The organism is Mesorhizobium sp. M1338 (assembly GCF_040318045.1).
In the GTDB taxonomy this organism is placed as follows: domain Bacteria; phylum Pseudomonadota; class Alphaproteobacteria; order Rhizobiales; family Rhizobiaceae; genus Mesorhizobium.
This window is the reverse complement of sequence record NZ_JAMYLL010000039.1, coordinates 16,687-32,131: the sequence shown is the minus strand read 5'-3', so window position 1 is coordinate 32,131 and position 15,445 is coordinate 16,687. Positions and strand designations below refer to the sequence as shown.

The following is a 15,445-nucleotide window of genomic DNA, read 5'->3' as shown; positions in this document are numbered from 1 at the left end:
GCAACAGTTCCCGGCAGGCAAGCTGGGGTAGGTCGTCATGATCGCCGCCATCGTGCGTCGTCTGTTCCAGGCCGCATTGGTCATGTTTGCCATGACCGTCATCGTCTTCATCGCGGTCAATGTCATCGGCGATCCGGTCGATATCCTGATCTCGCCTGACGCCGACCAGATCGAGCGAGCGCGCGTCGTCCAGGCCCTTGGCCTCGACCTGCCGCTTTGGCAGCAATATTTCCGCTTCCTCCAAGCCGCGCTGCATGGCGATCTCGGCCAGAGCTACGTCTACAACGAACCGGCGATCAGGGTGATCTTGGAGCGGCTGCCGGCAACGCTTGAACTGGCCGTTTCGGCGATACTCATAGCGACCGTCGTCGGCGTGCCGCTCGGCCTCTATGCCGGGCTGCGGCCGGATGGCATCGTTAGTCGCATCATCATGACGGTCAGCATTCTTGGTTTCTCGCTGCCGACCTTCTGGGTCGGGCTGGTGCTGATCATGCTTTTTGGCGTGCAGCTCGGATGGCTGCCGAGCGGCGGACGCGGGCAGACCGCCGAGCTGTTCGGCGTCCAGTGGGCATTCCTGACAAAAGACGGGCTTGCCCATCTGGTCCTGCCGGCGGTCAACCTCGCTCTGTTCGATGCCTGCCTCATCCTGCGCCTGACACGCGCCGGTGTCGCCGAAGTCCTGCCGCTCGACTACATCAAGTTTGCACGAGCCAAGGGCCTCAAGGAATCGCGCGTCATCGGCGTCCATGTCTCGAAGAACATCATGATCCCGGTGGTGACCATCGTCGGCCTGGAATTCGGTTCGATCGTCGCCTTCTCGGTCGTTACCGAAAGTGTGTTCAGTTGGCCCGGAATGGGCAAGCTGATCATCGACAGCATCAACGTGCTCGATCGCCCCATCATCACGGCCTACCTGATGGCAATCGTCGTCTTCTTCGTCATCATCAATCTCGTCGTCGATCTCACTTACACCGCGCTCGACCCTCGGGTGCGGCTTCAGGGCGAGGGGTCGTGAGATGAGCATCGACACCTTGCCGCCGCCACTGCCGACCGAGGTTGAAAAAGGTGAGGAGCCGCCGTTCCGGCTCCTCGTGCGGGCATTCTTCCGCTCGCCTATGGCTGTCGTCGGTCTGGTGCTGCTGACGGCGATCGTTCTGCTGGCGCTTTTCGCGCCGCTCATAGCGCCGCAGAACCCCTATGACCTCAGTCAACTGGATATCATGGACAGCCGCCTGCCGCCCGGCTCGCAATCGATGGCCGGCATGACCTACTGGCTCGGCACCGACGACCAAGGCCGCGATATGCTTTCCGGCATCATCTACGGCTTGCGCATATCCCTCGGTGTCGGCGTCAGTTCAGCGCTCTTCGCAGCGCTGTTCGGCGCTTCGCTCGGTCTGCTCGCCGCCTATATCGGCGGCCGCACCGAGACGGTGATCATGCGCATCGTCGACCTGCAACTCTCCTTCCCGTCCATCCTCGTCGCCCTGATGATCCTTGCCTTTCTCGGCAAGGGGGTGCTCAACGTCGTACTCGCTTTGGTGATTGTCGAATGGGCGACCTATGCGCGCGCCGCGCGCGGCACCGCATTGACGGAGCGGCGCAAGGAATACATGGAAGCCGCGGAATCGCTGGCCATTCCGCGATGGCGTATCCTGTTCGTCCATCTGCTGCCGAACTGCTTGCCGCCGCTGATCGTGATCGCGACGGTGCAGGTGGCGCGCGCCATCGCCTTGGAGGCGACCTTGTCCTTTCTCGGTCTCGGCGTGCCGATCACCGAGCCGAGCCTTGGTCTGTTGGTCTCCAACGGTTACCAGTACATGCTCTCCGGCATGACATGGATCAGCTTCTATCCAGGGGTGGCGCTTTTGGTAACCGTGGTGGCGATCAACCTCGTCGGCGATCGGCTTCGCGACGTGCTCAATCCGCGGGGGCGAGCATGAGTGGGGCACTGCTGGAAGTTCGCGATCTGCGGACCCATTTCGGATCGGCAAAAGCCGTCGACGGCGTCTCCTTCAGCGTCGCGCGCGGCGAGGTTCTGGGTCTCGTCGGCGAAAGCGGCTCGGGCAAGTCGGTCACTGGCTTTTCGATCATCGGTCTGGTTGATCCGCCTGGGACGATTGTCGGTGGCCAGATCGTGTTCGCCGGACGCGACATCACCCGCTCCAGCCGCGAGGAGATGCGTGCGCTGCGCGGGCGCCGCATGGCCATGATCTTCCAGGATCCGATGATGACCCTGAACCCGGTCCTGCGCATCGATACGCAGATGATCGAAGCGGTGCAGGCGCATGAAGATGTCTCACGAGCCGACGCCAGGGCGCGGGCCCGCGATGCGCTGGGTATGGTGGGAATTCCGAGCCCGGATGAGCGGTTGCAGGCCTATCCCCATCAGTTTTCCGGCGGCATGCGTCAGCGCGTCGTCATCGCTATCGCGCTGCTGCACCGGCCGGACTTCATCATCGCCGACGAGCCCACCACGGCGCTCGACGTGACGATCCAGGCGCAGATCCTGGCCGAGATGCAAAAGCTCGTGGCGCAGAACAACACGTCGCTGATATGGATCACGCATGATCTCGCCGTCGTCTCGCGGCTCGCCGACCGGATCGCCGTGATGTATGCGGGCCGCATCGTCGAATCCGGCCCGGTGTCGGACGTTCTCGCCCGTCCGCTGCACCCTTATACCGCCGGTCTGATCGACTCCGTTCCCAGCCGCAACCAGCGCGGCGAGCGGCTTCGGCAGATCCCCGGAATGGCGCCCAGTGTTGCGCGGCTGCCGACTGGATGCGCTTTCGCCCCGCGCTGCGCCCGTGCCGAGGCGATGTGTGCCGAGGCGGTGCCACTGTTCACTGCTGGCACACGCGAGCACCGCTGCGTTCATCCCTTACCGGAGCTCCGCATATGATCTCCTCCACTCCGGTTGCGGCAAATGTCCAAAGCGCCTCGGCCGGTTCTGCCGAGGCGGTGCCGCTGATCGAGCTGAACGACATTTTCCACAGCTTCGGCACGCGGCCAGACCTCGCCGCCCGTCTGGCAATCTCGCTCAAACTCGCCAAACCGGCAGCAAGGGTGCAGGCGGTCGATAGCGTCAGCCTCACCGTTCGCAGGGGCGAGGTTCTGGGCCTCGTCGGCGAATCGGGATGCGGCAAGTCCACCCTCGGGCGGATCGTCGCCGGCATCGTATCGCCCACCAGGGGATCGGTATCGTGGCGCGGCAAGGATATGAGGGCGCTCCCGCCTTCCGAGCGGCGTGAAGCCAAACTGCGCGTGCAGATGATATTCCAGAACCCCTATGCGTCGCTCAATCCGCGCCGCAAAGCGGCCGATATCGTCGGCGAGGCGCCGCGCGTTCACGGGCTGGTCAAGGGCGATCTCGGCACCTTTGTCGATGAACAGTTCCGACGTGCCGGCCTCGATCCGGCGCTGAAGCACCGCTTTCCGCATCAGTTCAGCGGCGGTCAGCGCCAGCGGATCGGCATCGCGCGCGCTCTGGCCGTGCAGCCGGAATTTCTCGTCTGCGATGAGGCCGTTGCCGCTCTGGACGTCTCGATCCAGGCGCAAATCCTCAATCTCTTCATGGACCTGCGCGAGAGGCTGAACCTTACCTACCTGTTCATCAGCCACGATCTCGGGGTGGTCGAGCACATCTCCGATCGCGTGGCGATCATGTATCTCGGCCGCATCGTCGAAGAGGCTCCGGCCGAGGAGATCTTTGCACGGGCCAACCACCCCTACACGCAGGCGCTTCTCGCCGAGGTGCCGCGGATCGAAACCACCAAACGCAGCTTTGCCGCGATCAACGGTGAATTGCCGAGCCCGCTGTCGCCGCCGAGCGGATGTCATTTCCACCCGCGCTGCCCGCACGCGATGCCTCGCTGCCGGACCGAAGCGCCCCGCCTGAAGGTGGTTGCTGCCGGACACAAGAGCGCATGCCACCTCAATGACGCTGCTGCCTGAACGCCTTGGAATTTTTAGATGACCGACCTCCAGGCACTCCAGTCCGTGACCGATGACATGGTCCTCTGCCGCGACGTCATGGTGACGATGCGCGATGGCGTAAGACTGGCGACCGACATCTACCGACCGGCAAGGGGAGGCCGCGCGCTGGACCGGTCAGCTCCCGTCATCATCGAACGGACGCCTTATGGCAAGGCGATGGCGTCGCGCGCCGAGCTCGAAGTCGGCATGACCGAACCGATGGATCGCGCGACAGTCGCCGAGCATTTCGTGCGCCATGGTTACATCGTCATCTATCAGGACTGCCGCGGCCGCTACGGCTCGGAAGGAGAGTTCGTCAAATATCTCTCAGAAGGTCCGGACGGCTACGACACGCTCGCATGGATCGCGGCCCAGCCCTGGTGCAACGGCCGGATCGGTACCATGGGCCTTTCCTACGCCGCGCATACCCAAATGGCGGCGGCGTGCCTTGCGCCGCCCGCTCTTGCAACCATGATCCTCGATTCCGGCGGGTTCTCGAACGCCTTCACCTGCGGCATCCGCCAAGGCGGCGCGTTCGAGCTGAAACAGGCGACTTGGGCCTACCGGGAAGCCCGCGAGAGCGCCGTTGCCGCCGGCGACGAGTTGGCCCGAAAGGCGATCGACGCCGAGAACCTGCATCGCTGGTTTGGCAAAATGCCCTGGTCGGAGGGCCGTTCCCCGCTCCGCTGGGCTCCGGACTACGAGGCTTATCTGCTGGAGCAGTGGCGGCACGAGACCTTCGACGATTTCTGGAAGCAGGCCGGCATTCATGCGGCGGGCTTCTACGACGCCATCCCCGACATTCCGATCGCCCTGATGTCGAGCTGGTTCGACGTCTATGTCTCGACGACGTTCGAGAATCTGGCAGGCCTTGCCAGCAATGGCAAACGGCCGCTCTCCATGATCATGGGTCCGGGCTTGCATGGCGACCGGAATCTGACCTTTGCCGGCGACGTCGACTTCGGACCGAACGCTCCGCTCGGCGGCAATGTGGCAGCAAGCTGGCTGGAGTTTCGTCGCCGCTGGTTCGATCGCTGGCTGAAGTGTGGGCCGCAGAACGATCTCGACAAGGAGCCGATCCGTCTTTTTGTCATGGGCGGGGGAAAGGGCACGAAAAATGAAGCGGGCCGTCTCGATCACGGCGGGCGCTGGATCAGGGCTCAAAAATGGCCGCTGCCCAATGTGGAGGAGCTAAGCTACTACTTGCATCGCGAGGGCAGGCTCTCGAAGTCCCTTCCTGCGCCCGACGACCCGCCGCTGAGCTATGATTTCGATCCCGCCGATCCAGTCCCGACCATAGGCGGCGCGCTGACAAGCGGCCAACCGATCTTCGCTGGCGGCGGCTTCGACCAGAGGGAGGACGAGAGGTTCTTCGGCTGCCGAAATTTCGGCCTGCCGCTTTCTGCCCGCCTCGACGTCCTTTCGTTCGAGACAGAGCCGCTGGTCAACGATCTGACCGTGCTTGGCAAGGTGGCAGTGGAGCTCTGGGCGGCGACCGATGCGCCTGACACCGATTTTACGGCGAAGCTGATCGACGTTCATCCACCGAGCGCGGACTATCCGACGGGCTTTGCCTTGAACCTGACCGACGGGATTTTCCGATGCCGGTTCCGGCATTCATTCGAAAGAGCCGAGCTGGTGAGGCCAGGTGAGATCATGCGGCTTCGCATCGAGCTGTTTGCAACCGCCAACCTGTTTCGTGCCGGCCACCGGCTACGGCTGGACATATCCTCGAGCAATTTTCCAAAGTTCGACGTCAATCCGAATACCGGTGAACCAGCTGGCTTCGGTCGTAGCCGTCAGGCGGCGCGCAATACGGTTTTTCTCGATGAGATGCGACCCTCGCGGTTGATCATGGATAAGATTGACATCAACTAACGGCACGCGTTTGGGCGCGACCGCTACTGTCGAACCTTCGACCGGACACGTCCTTGACCGGATCGCATCTGGTCATGAAATTTTGCCGGGCGGCGCGGATGTTGTCTTCGAATGCGGTCCTCCAGGGAACCGTGGGGCGGGCCGTTTTTGACGAGCCGTGACGTGGATTTGGTGGGCGGCTGATGGTCAGCCCTTCTGCGAAGAGATGGGCAAAGGCGGCGTGCATCGGCTTGCCTGTTGGCTTGTAGGTTCCGGAGTAGACCCCGAAGGCGGCGACACGGTCGCCGTCTTCGAGATAGATGTGAACGTCGGCGCGATAGCCGATCCATTCCGTGGCGAGGCGCCGGAAGACGCCGGCGATGATCTTTTCCGCGCCGACATATGTCCCGGCGTATGGGAAACCCTCGGCTTCGGTCCACCGCGCGTCGGGGGCGAGAGCGGCCAGCAGGTTGCGTCCGTTGTCTTCCGAGGCCCCCTCATAGGTGGCGCGGATCAGATCGAGATTGGCTCCCATCTCAGCCCCACTTCATTTCGCCGGTGGCAACCTTGGAGCCGATGTCGAGCGCGACCCCCATGCCGAGGCCGGGGAAGCGGGCTTCCATAGCGCTCTTGAGCGCGGCCGCGTCCTTGGCCTTGGCCAGTTCTTCCTCGAATGCAATGAGATAGGTCTTGGTGTGCTCAACGCCCGAGAGGTCGGTAGGGGTCTGTGGCGTCATATGACCGGCAACCACTATCGCCGGCTTGCGCGCCGCGATCTTTTCGAGATTGGCGATCCATGCCGCACGCTGTTCCTTAGTCGGCGTGTCGGCGGTCCAGACATGTACGCCGCCAAAGATCATGACGCCGCCGCACACCGCGTTCAGCGACGGCACGAAGAGATAGCGCCGATTGGCGAGGCCTTCGGCGCTGACGATCTCGATGGTCTCGCCATCGACGGTGAGCGTCTTGTCGTCGAACGCTTCGGGGATGACGACATCGGCGAGCGCCTGCGGGCCGTTCTCCTTGAGCTGCGGCCCCCAGACGGCGAGCTTCTTGTCGACACTGCCCTTGATGGCGGTCACCGTCTCGGAGGCAGCGATCACGCGTGCGTCGGGGAAAGCCTCCTTGATCGGCTTCAGGCTGAAATAGTAGTCCGGGTCGGACTGGCTGATATAGATGGTGGTGAGCTTCTTTCCCGTCGCCTTGATCGCCTCGGCCAGGGCCTTGCCATCGGGGAATGTGAAGCCGCCGTCGATCAGCACGGCTTCAGTGGCTCCGGAGACCAGAACAGGGGCCCGGAAGAAGCCGTTTTCCCCGGCGGGAAAATGCTTCCAGGAAAGTCGTGCGGCAGCATGGCCAAGCCCTGCGGGAGCAAACACGGCAGCGGCGCCGGCGGCGAGGGTCGTTTTCAAGATGGTTCTCCTGGTAAACATGGATGTCTCCTTGATTTTGGTTTCAGGGCATGGATTTCAGATATGGCGGGGTGCTAGGGAAGCAGGCCTTTGCACCGGCATTCGCAACGGCGCCGTCATCCGGCAGCATGCCGCCACTGGCGCCGATCGCTCCGACGACCTTGTTGTCGACGATCAGCGGTACGCCGCCTTCGACCGGAAAGGCGCCCGGCACCCCAAGCAAACTGATCTGGTTTTGAGTGACGATCAGATCCTGGATGGCCTTGGTCGGAGACCTGATCCCGTTGGCCGCCTTGGCCTTTCCAATCGCCGCATCGATCGTGCCGATGCCGGCCTGGTTGCCGCGTTCCAGATAGACAAGGTTGCTCCCGGAATCGACGATGGCAATGGTCATGTCGAGGTTGCGCTTGCGCATCTCCGTCGCGGCGGCTTGCGCCGCCTGCTTGGCCAGCTCGATGCTGATGGGAGCGCCATAGGGCAGGTTCTGGGCAAAGCCGGGTGTGCCGGTCAGAAGAACCGAAAGGGCAAGAACTACGCACGGGATTTGTTTGGTCGTCATCTCACGGCCTGTGCTGGTCTGGGGTAACGCGAGCGAACGTCTTGATGGGCGAAAATATGCCACGCGCGCATCGATTGATAAGACCAACAAAATAGACATAATGTATGCTATGGCCATACAATACGGCTGGAGCCGATCTGCTTTGGGCTATGCATGAACCTCAATAGGCTGGCGTACTTCGCGGCGGTCGTCGATGCCGGCTCCTTCACCCAGGCCGCCGAGCGGCTGGGCATCACCAAGGCGGTTGTGAGCCAGCAGGTCGCGCGGCTGGAGCGCGATGTGGGAACGACGCTGCTGATCCGCACGACGCGACGAGTCCAACCGACAGAGGCGGGTCGGGCATTGCATGCCCGTTGCCTCCTGATCCTGCGCGAGGCGGAGGATGCCTTTGGCGAGCTTGAGCAGGCCGCCGCCGAGCCGGCCGGCACGCTGCGGATCGCAGCACCAAACGACTACGGCACGTGTGCGGTCGTCCCGGTGGTGACCGCCTTCAGCGCGCGTTACCCCGCCTGTCGCGTGGAATTGGAACTTGATGACGAGATGATCAACCTCGTTTCCGGCAGGATGGACTTAGCGATCCGCGTCGGCTGGCTTGCCGATTCCAGCCTCCAGGCGCGACGGATCGGCACCTTCCGGCAACTCTTGGTATGCGGCGCGGGCTTCGCTGGGCAGATGGCGACTACCGAACCGGAAGGTCTTGCCCGGCTGCCCTTCGTCGCCAACACGGCGCTGCGTGAGCCGCTGCTGTGGCAATTTTCGCGTGGCGACCTCGAACATCACGCCGTGCACATGCAGGCAACAATCTCGATCAATGCCACACCGGCAGTGCTGTCGGCCGTCCGCACCGGCGGTGGCCTGTCGGTTCTGCCGGATTTCCTGGTGAGCGATGACTTGGCCGCGGGCCGCCTCGTCCACGTCTTGCCCGAATGGGTGCTGCCCTCCGGAGGCATCTACACGGTCTACCCCGCTGCGCGGTTCCGGCCACCCAAGGTAACCAGTTTCGTCGAGATGCTCATGGCGGCTGAGCGGCAGACGGGTTCAGGTCCGCAGGGTCGGGCACACGCGCCCTAGCAAGCTGTTGGAGAATCCCTTTGCAGACAACGACTCATCGTTGCAGACCTGTGGCGAGTTCATTCTAAACTTCACTGGTTCGGCCAAAGTAAGATATGCGTACGCCCGCTTTGCCCATCGGCGCGGCCCATCTGGTCTCAGATTGCCGGGACAAAGTGCCCGAGAACTCCTCCCCGGCCATGCGGCTCGACACCCAACGCCAACGAGGTGCCGGGCCTAACCGACGAGCTGTCTGTGAACTAGCCCGCCGGTGATGCGCTGGTCGGTCACGCCCCGGACGAACTCGTCGAGCTGCAGGCGTATTCGCTGGCCTTCCGCGAAGGCTAGGGCGAGCGATTCCAGGTCGAATGATCGAGTTAGTCCCTGATCTTCCTCGACCACACGGACGAACCATTCGCCACAGGCTTCGACCACTTCGATGCAAGGATGACCCTTGCCGTTGGCTATGTCACTATCCATCGCATTGCCTCCCGCAATATGAGGACAATCGCGAATTTATATGAGTGCTCAAATCGACCACAAGGCTTGGTACAGATCGTACAAATCGCAAGGAGCGCAACCTGGTTGGAAGCCTGATCGATCGACGGTGAAGATGGTCTAGTCGTTATAGCCTAGATATGCCTTCACCCGCCCCAGATCGCGCCCATCCGAATTTCTGGAGCTGTAGTCCCAGTCGATCTCCCAAAACCCTGTTTTCTCCATGGCCTCGGTTGCCCGGACCCGCTCCGACATGTCGGGAAATAGCTCTTTCAGAAGTGCATTGACAGCTTCGACTCCGCCCTCGCGGTAGGCCTGCTTATAGATATCGTCGGTCATTTGCGCGCCTTCCCAAAAAACAGCAATCGCGCCAGGTGAGCACTAAAGACGACCGGCTTGTGTCTGATGACGGCGAGAGTGAAACCACGACATCGTCATACATTGGGTGTTGCGACCCCCTCAAGCGCAATGATCCTGGTGTTGGCGCAACGCTTGCGAATTTCGATAAGGCGGGCGTATTCCGGCGAATTATACCAGCCCATCAATGACGCCATGTCGGGGAATTCGATAATAACCAAACGGTGTGGCTCCCAATCGCCTTCCAAAACCTTAGTCGCACCGCCACGACCCAGGTATCGACCACCGTAACGCTCTTCGGTGGCAGGCACATCCCGCCGGTATTCCTCGAACTCGGCAGCGTCTTTTATGTCTACATCCGCGATCAAATAGGCCGCCATTTGTGCTCCCTCACTCTAGCAGGGGCGAACCTTGCGCGCTCCCAGCTTAGCCCTAGGATGCCAGCCGCGCATGGCGTTTTCACGTTTCGCTTACATTAGCACGAATGCATATTTATGCTAGCCGAGTGCGCGGTTGGCGCCGCTCTCCTGTTCTCTTCAGGTGACGAGCGAACGCAGCATTCCGGACCTCACCGAAGGGGATGAAGCGGTCGGCGACGCGATGCGTCAATGTCGACGCGTGAAGCGCACGCGGCGAGGAAGATTTGCGGCACGCCTCGCAGCAAGATTTCAGTGAAGAACCGTAAGGGCCGACTTGCCGGCTAGCCCGAGATCAGGAATATAATCCTCTAGTTGCGGCGAAACCCTTCAACGGAGATCGCTACTATGGCCAGGACCAAACCATCCAAACACCTCTCACAGGCTGAAATCGAGTGCTTTCTGGTGGCAGCGGAAGCGCTGCACAAGAGCATCGTGAAGCCGCTTCTATCGCCTATGAGCGAGCATTACCGGGCGCTGCACAACACGCATGAGGCGCTGCTGAAGACGGTCAAGGACATCACCGGCAAGAATGCGCCGTTCATACAATGGAACACCACAGGACCGGTGCGGCCAGCGCCGACCAAACCGGCTTGACGGAACATTAGCGATCTCTAACTAATTTGTGCTATGGCAGACGATGCTCACCCCATTGCTGCTGATGATTGGGATCTTCACCGGCTCCCGATCGGCCCGCGCCTCCCGCAAGTGGCGCGGGCTTCAATTGTGCAGGAGATGCGAGATCGACCAGCCGGCCACACTTATGTCGTGAGCGTCTTCGACAAACCGTACTGGCGCACCACGGCGCTAGTCTCGGGGCCTGCTGGGTGGGAGGAGCACCTTCAAGGGAAGGGATGGATTTGCGGTGCTGGCCTGAGGCTGCGGGTTCGTTGCCTGCGCAATCTGTTGTCTTTGGTAAGCAACAATTGTGACGTAGCCCGCGATCGAGGCAACGATCGCGAATAGCAGAAGCATCGTGGCGATGACGAGCCCGCGCCGTCCCGGTCGCGACTTTGGGAGGTCCGCTGCTGCTTCGGAATAATTCGAGACGGGCTCGTTTGGCTGCGGCAGGTGGGCAGGCTCAGGATCGGGAAACTTACGATCGAGCGCGGCCTGCTTCCGACGCGTTTCCTCGTCAAATTGATATTTGCGTGCACCACGCCAGTTTGCCTGGAACTCTTCTTTTGCCATCGTCTCCAACTAGCCGCCGCTGTCTATGCCGCCGCCCTTCCGCAATCTTAAGAAGTGCTAGAACAGCAGGTAGGCGCCCATTCCGGCCATCAGCAGGCAAGCGGCCATGCCCAGCAAATCCCGCTGCCGGTAGCGCCAGACGGCGCCGGCAAGCACCGATGCGGTGATGGCGGCGATGTAGAGCGCTACCACCAGCCCCACGCTGTGCCGAAAGGATAGATGCCTGCGAGCAGCGCACCGAAAGCAGCGATGGTGGCGAGAAACGTCTGATACCAATCAAGGGTCAGCTTGCGTTCAAGCACAACGCCCTTGCCCATCCAATAGAGCCGGCCGTCAATGTCGTCGACTTCAAGCGCGTCGAATTGGTCAATGGTGATCGGCTTGCGCATCAGTTGACGGTCCGCTCGATCGTTTCTTTCTTGCCTCGCGACAACAGTACTAGCAACACGAGAATGATATCGCCGAACACCCAGATCCAAAGCAAGACGCCGACGGCAATGGTGCCGCCGATCGCGGTGCCGACGTGAGATGCGGCGTCGGTGGTCGCCTGATATTGTTCGCTCGCCCCCTTTATGCCGGCAAAGATCCACAGCCCCATCAGGGCATTGAAGGCAAGGAACATCCACCAGAAGATCATTCCGAAGAACCCGCGCTTCCTAGTCTCTACGCGTTCTATGTGCGGCATAGTAAAAACCCCTCCCTTTGTTTCCCCCGCCGTCAGCATTGCGCAAGTAGTGTGCGCGCGCAAGCGGGCTCCCCAAAAGGGAGCGGCTTGACGATTTCAGCCAATGGGCCGCGCCGACGTCGTGCGGGCAAAGTTGCGGAAGCAATAGGGCGCGCGTTACTCTGCGGCACCTTTCGACAGAAAGCCCTTGGCCTCCAAGTCATCGACGATCAGTTTTTCGACATAGGCAGCGACCGTACGCCTGTCCGCCTTGGCGGCGTTCTCCAGAGCCTCTTTCACGACGGGCTCGATCCGAAGTCCCAGTGCCGCAGTCCGTGCCATGCAGTCCTCTTGTATGCGATTGTTAGCAGATGCTAGTTGACGATTACCATAGCCGGCGCCTTGCCGCTGGCGGTGCAGGGGCAACTGCGGCGACGGAAACCATCGAGGATCGCATCAGGCGCCTTTCCAGCGGTTTATCTGAGGCCATGGACGAGTGGGCCGCAGCTCCCGGCAACAATGCAGAAACCAAACGTCTATGGCTGGCCAGGGCAAAGCCATGAGCGCACATCTGTCGGCACTGAAGCCCTTTGGGATGCCGAGAGGTATGAACCCGCGTGAATGGCGCCAGTCTGTCGAGAAGCGGCTCAACGACCTCCTAGACCGCGCCATGAGCCTGATAACGGTACTGGATCTCATGGAGGCCGATTGCGATCTGGAGGAAACCGCAGACGATGAGCCTTCTCTTGGCTGTCTCGATGATCTGGAGCTAGACAACGCGAACGACGGCGACGCCGAACCATGCCCGGACACCTACGGCGAAAGCGTCATGTGGCCCGAAGATATGAAGTCGCAGGAAGTGCTGGTGTCGCTATGACCAACCGTGACAGCCTTGGTGTCTTCAACCGCATAGCGACCGATGCCGAGACGCAGGCGAGATCAACGGTGGAAGAGGTCGAAGTGCTGGCCCGCATCATCATGGAGAAAATGCAGAGCCTTCACGGTGACAGCTATCGGATCGACGTCAACCAGCGCTGCGGTTACGTCCTGGTAACGAAGCACAACCGCTGACATACGCGACCGTCGCATTTGGCCCGCTGCCTCACGGTGGCGGGCTTTTTTCGCTGACAGGAACCTTACGCGGCGGCCAGCCGTTGAGCATGACAATCAAGGGAGGTTGAAAATGGCCGCCGACCAAAACGAAGCCGCGACACCGAGACCGACGCAGCGCGAAGCTCAGGAAGCCTTGGAGAAGCAGGTCGCTCAGCTGAAGCGGGAAATCAACAAGATCAATCGGACGCTGGCAGAGCGCGCCGAAGAGGCCATCGAGGAAGCCACAGGCTGGTATGACAGCGCTGCCGATCGCGCTGGCCGTACAGCCAAGGCGCTCCGGACTGGGGCTCAATCTGTTTCCGGTGCCGTCCAAGACAATCCGGGTACGGTGTCGACCGCCTTCATTCTCGGCGCCGCATTAGGTCTGCTGATGGGCCTCACCCTCAACACTACTGGGCCTAGTCAGGATCGCTGGTTCTATAAGTGATCATCAGGCTGCGCTGGATATGCCAAACAAAGTCCAAGATCCGGCAAACCAAACGGCGATAAGAATTCCAATCGCAGGGGCGCGACGAGCCCGTTGCCTCACGGTGGCGGGCTTTCTTTCTTGTGGCAGAAAAGTCACGCAGCTTGAATATCCAGAGATGCAACCGGCGCGAGCTTATTATCCAGCTAAGCGAGGCGTACCGCGGTTTCATTTCCTCCCGAACTAGCGCCCGCTGCCTCACGGTGGCGGGCTTTTTGCCAACGCGACACGGCGCTGACAACGAACGATTTTGCCCTCGGGTGCTTTCGGTGGAGCGCCCTCATATTAGCAATAAACGATATATTAACAGCCGTGATGCATGGACCAAGGCAGCTTCTCGTTACCGGAAAAGTGCGTTCGCGAAACGAAGGTGGCCCTCCTTGGCGACGAAGTTAGTGCGGAGGCGAATTGCAGTAAGGGCACCCTTAGGTAGGGGAGATGACCTACAAAATGCCGGTTGACGAGAACTGTGCATCCGGGGGCATCTTCGCCGCGCCAGCTTTCAAAATGCTCTGCCCTAGCTATCGAGGCAGGGTGGGGCATCCGTGAGGATGCTATTGCGACATTGCCCCCCTGAAGGTAGTTGCACGTTAGATATATACAACTCTTGATTGTCGAACGTATTTCCTTCAAATGGCGGCGCGCCGCCTGATCCTGAGCTATGGCGTCGTCGACCGGATGCCTGATATTCCGGGCTTTGCCGAAGGCTGGGGCACATCCATCGTGCCCTGTCCCTACTGCGACGGCTTTGAAGTCACCGGCCAGCACTGGGGCCTCGTCTGGTCCGGCCCGCAGTCGCACAATTCTGTCAGGCTGTTCCACGATTGGACCGACACGCTGACGCTCTTCGCCGATGGTCACGACCTTCCGCCCGATATCCGGGCCGATCTGGCGCGCCGCAACATACCTGTCGTCGATGGCCGGATCACCGAGATCGCCCATCACGGGGGCCATAACGCCACCGTCAAGCTCGATACCGGCCCCAATGTCGCGATCGACATCCTGTTCGCGCATCCGCGCAACAAGCCGTCCGCAAGCCTGCATGAATCACTGGGTCTCGCCACGGTCGATACGCCCCTCGGCATCGCCCTCAAGGTCGACGAGCGCCGCGAAACCAGCATGCCCGGCATCTACGCCGCCGGCGACCTCGCCAACCCCCTCATGGCCTCGGTCACCCTGGCATCATCGCACGGCGCGACGGCGGGTATCTCCGCCCAGCAGTCGATGCTGGTTTGAGAGCATAGATTCCTTCTCCGGTGGCCGCGCGCTTTCATATTCTGAAGGTTGCGGGCCGGTGTCACGGAAAACCGACTGGCCGGCTGACCCCGCAGTACACCCGGCGCCTGAGGAGACGCACATGTCCAAAACCAGAGACACCGAAGCCAGCATCAGCATCTCTCGTCCGACCGCTCTTGGAAAAGCCTGACACACATGAAGTTCGAACACGTCACGTTCGACCTGCCACACGGCACCTTTCACGCGCTGCAGGGTGGTGATCCCGATGGCCAACCGACGCTCGTCTTGCACGGCTTCCCGGACCATCCGCCGACCGCGATGCCCTTCCTTGCCGAGCTCGGCCGCCGCGGACGTCACGTCGTCGCACCCTGGCTTCGCGGTTACGCGCAGTCCCCGACCGCGGAGCCGTTCGACTTCGCAGCCCTCACCAGCGACGTGCTCGCGTTGATCGACCGCTGGTCTCCCGGGCGAGCCGTGGAGTTGGTTGGCCACGACTGGGGCGGCGCGATCATATACGATGCCTGCGTCACCGCGCCGGAGCGGATCGAACGCGCGGTCACGCTCGCTTTCCCCACCCACTCACGTTCCTGAGCCGGCCGCGCCTCGCTCAGCTACGCCCGAGCTGGTACATGGGGCTCTTTCAACTGCCGGGAA

General features: G+C 61.5%; 22 protein-coding genes and 1 pseudogene. 12 read left to right on the top strand and 11 right to left on the bottom strand.

Annotation, left to right across the window (positions count from 1 at the left end; genetic code table 11):
* Positions 1–37: 37 nt before the first annotated feature.
* Genes NKH19_RS25455 through NKH19_RS25435 form a run of 5 tightly spaced genes read left to right on the top strand, consistent with a single transcriptional unit; the run spans position 38 to position 5,850 of the window.
* Entirely contained in the window at positions 38–1,015 is a 978-nt protein-coding gene (locus tag NKH19_RS25455; protein WP_352872268.1) for an ABC transporter permease, read from the top strand.
* A 1-nt stretch (position 1,016) separates the two neighbouring features.
* Positions 1,017–1,940: an ABC transporter permease gene (locus NKH19_RS25450; RefSeq protein WP_352872267.1), complete on the top strand. Its 924-nt coding sequence runs from the start codon at positions 1,017–1,019 to the stop codon at positions 1,938–1,940.
* Positions 1,937–2,899 carry an ABC transporter ATP-binding protein gene (locus NKH19_RS25445; RefSeq protein WP_352872265.1) on the top strand — a complete coding sequence of 321 codons (963 nt, stop codon included), beginning with the start codon at positions 1,937–1,939 and terminating at the stop codon, positions 2,897–2,899. The genes NKH19_RS25450 and NKH19_RS25445 overlap by 4 nt, the downstream gene beginning before the upstream one ends.
* The gene (locus NKH19_RS25440) at positions 2,896–3,951 is read left to right on the top strand and encodes an ABC transporter ATP-binding protein (protein WP_352872263.1); all 1,056 of its coding nucleotides are present in this window, start codon (positions 2,896–2,898) and stop codon (positions 3,949–3,951) included. Before NKH19_RS25445 ends, NKH19_RS25440 begins: the two co-directional genes overlap by 4 nt.
* Before the next feature lie 18 nt (positions 3,952–3,969).
* Positions 3,970–5,850, top strand: coding sequence for a CocE/NonD family hydrolase (locus NKH19_RS25435; RefSeq protein ID WP_352872262.1), 1,881 nt, complete (start codon positions 3,970–3,972; stop codon positions 5,848–5,850).
* Here NKH19_RS25435 and NKH19_RS25430 read toward each other — a convergent pair.
* Genes NKH19_RS25430 through NKH19_RS33610 form a run of 3 tightly spaced genes read right to left on the bottom strand, consistent with a single transcriptional unit; the run spans position 5,843 to position 7,656 of the window.
* The gene (locus NKH19_RS25430) at positions 5,843–6,364 is read right to left on the bottom strand and encodes a nuclear transport factor 2 family protein (protein ID WP_352872260.1); all 522 of its coding nucleotides are present in this window, start codon (positions 6,362–6,364) and stop codon (positions 5,843–5,845) included. The two genes, NKH19_RS25435 and NKH19_RS25430, sit on opposite strands and share 8 nt — an antisense overlap.
* Position 6,365: 1 nt before the next feature.
* On the bottom strand, positions 6,366–7,262 hold the full coding sequence (locus NKH19_RS25425; RefSeq protein WP_352872258.1) for an MBL fold metallo-hydrolase: 897 nt from the start codon (positions 7,260–7,262) through the stop codon (positions 6,366–6,368).
* A gap of 22 nt (positions 7,263–7,284) precedes the next feature.
* Positions 7,285–7,656, bottom strand: coding sequence for a GlcG/HbpS family heme-binding protein (locus tag NKH19_RS33610; RefSeq protein ID WP_502911024.1), 372 nt, complete (start codon positions 7,654–7,656; stop codon positions 7,285–7,287).
* Between the two features lie 297 nt (positions 7,657–7,953).
* On the opposite strand from NKH19_RS33610, the gene NKH19_RS25415 reads away from it, so the two are divergent.
* Positions 7,954–8,871 carry a LysR family transcriptional regulator gene (locus NKH19_RS25415; protein ID WP_352872255.1) on the top strand — a complete coding sequence of 306 codons (918 nt, stop codon included), beginning with the start codon at positions 7,954–7,956 and terminating at the stop codon, positions 8,869–8,871.
* A 216-nt stretch (positions 8,872–9,087) separates the two neighbouring features.
* On the opposite strand, the gene NKH19_RS25410 is transcribed toward NKH19_RS25415, so the two are convergent.
* The 3 genes from NKH19_RS25410 to NKH19_RS25400 form a co-directional block, all read right to left on the bottom strand.
* The gene (locus NKH19_RS25410) at positions 9,088–9,330 is read right to left on the bottom strand and encodes a hypothetical protein (protein WP_352872254.1); all 243 of its coding nucleotides are present in this window, start codon (positions 9,328–9,330) and stop codon (positions 9,088–9,090) included.
* Between the two features lie 138 nt (positions 9,331–9,468).
* Positions 9,469–9,687 (bottom strand): hypothetical protein, encoded by a 219-nt coding sequence (locus NKH19_RS25405; RefSeq protein ID WP_352872252.1) that lies wholly within the window; start codon positions 9,685–9,687, stop codon positions 9,469–9,471.
* Between the two features lie 95 nt (positions 9,688–9,782).
* The gene (locus NKH19_RS25400; RefSeq protein WP_352872250.1) at positions 9,783–10,085 is read right to left on the bottom strand and encodes a DUF1330 domain-containing protein; all 303 of its coding nucleotides are present in this window, start codon (positions 10,083–10,085) and stop codon (positions 9,783–9,785) included.
* A 384-nt stretch (positions 10,086–10,469) separates the two neighbouring features.
* Here NKH19_RS25400 and NKH19_RS25395 point away from each other — a divergent pair, with 384 nt between their 5' ends.
* Entirely contained in the window at positions 10,470–10,718 is a 249-nt protein-coding gene (locus NKH19_RS25395; RefSeq protein ID WP_352872248.1) for a hypothetical protein, read from the top strand.
* Between the two features lie 210 nt (positions 10,719–10,928).
* On the opposite strand, the gene NKH19_RS25390 is transcribed toward NKH19_RS25395, so the two are convergent.
* From NKH19_RS25390 to NKH19_RS25370, 5 genes are all read right to left on the bottom strand, one after another.
* Positions 10,929–11,312 carry a hypothetical protein gene (locus tag NKH19_RS25390; RefSeq protein WP_352872247.1) on the bottom strand — a complete coding sequence of 128 codons (384 nt, stop codon included), beginning with the start codon at positions 11,310–11,312 and terminating at the stop codon, positions 10,929–10,931.
* Between the two features lie 57 nt (positions 11,313–11,369).
* Positions 11,370–11,504: a hypothetical protein gene (locus NKH19_RS25385; protein WP_352872245.1), complete on the bottom strand. Its 135-nt coding sequence runs from the start codon at positions 11,502–11,504 to the stop codon at positions 11,370–11,372.
* A complete protein-coding gene (locus NKH19_RS25380; RefSeq protein WP_352872244.1) occupies positions 11,498–11,701 on the bottom strand; it encodes a hypothetical protein in 204 nt (67 codons plus the stop codon). The genes NKH19_RS25385 and NKH19_RS25380 overlap by 7 nt, the downstream gene beginning before the upstream one ends.
* A complete protein-coding gene (locus NKH19_RS25375) occupies positions 11,701–11,949 on the bottom strand; it encodes a hypothetical protein (RefSeq protein ID WP_352872243.1) in 249 nt (82 codons plus the stop codon). The genes NKH19_RS25380 and NKH19_RS25375 overlap by 1 nt, the downstream gene beginning before the upstream one ends.
* A 204-nt stretch (positions 11,950–12,153) precedes the next feature.
* Complete coding sequence (locus tag NKH19_RS25370) at positions 12,154–12,318, bottom strand: hypothetical protein (protein WP_352872241.1); 165 nt, start codon at positions 12,316–12,318, stop codon at positions 12,154–12,156.
* A gap of 217 nt (positions 12,319–12,535) precedes the next feature.
* On the opposite strand from NKH19_RS25370, the gene NKH19_RS25365 reads away from it, so the two are divergent.
* The 5 genes and pseudogenes from NKH19_RS25365 (at position 12,536) to NKH19_RS25345 (ending at position 15,382) form a co-directional block, all read left to right on the top strand.
* A complete protein-coding gene (locus NKH19_RS25365; RefSeq protein WP_352872238.1) occupies positions 12,536–12,853 on the top strand; it encodes a hypothetical protein in 318 nt (105 codons plus the stop codon).
* On the top strand, positions 12,850–13,047 hold the full coding sequence (locus NKH19_RS25360; RefSeq protein WP_352872236.1) for a hypothetical protein: 198 nt from the start codon (positions 12,850–12,852) through the stop codon (positions 13,045–13,047). Before NKH19_RS25365 ends, NKH19_RS25360 begins: the two co-directional genes overlap by 4 nt.
* A 112-nt stretch (positions 13,048–13,159) precedes the next feature.
* Complete coding sequence (locus NKH19_RS25355; protein WP_352872234.1) at positions 13,160–13,516, top strand: hypothetical protein; 357 nt, start codon at positions 13,160–13,162, stop codon at positions 13,514–13,516.
* A 672-nt stretch (positions 13,517–14,188) separates the two neighbouring features.
* A pseudogene (locus NKH19_RS25350) lies at positions 14,189–14,791 on the top strand (FAD-dependent oxidoreductase); the annotation flags it as partial.
* Between the two features lie 195 nt (positions 14,792–14,986).
* Positions 14,987–15,382, top strand: coding sequence for an alpha/beta fold hydrolase (locus NKH19_RS25345; RefSeq protein WP_352872232.1), 396 nt, complete (start codon positions 14,987–14,989; stop codon positions 15,380–15,382).
* Positions 15,383–15,445 lie beyond the last annotated feature (63 nt).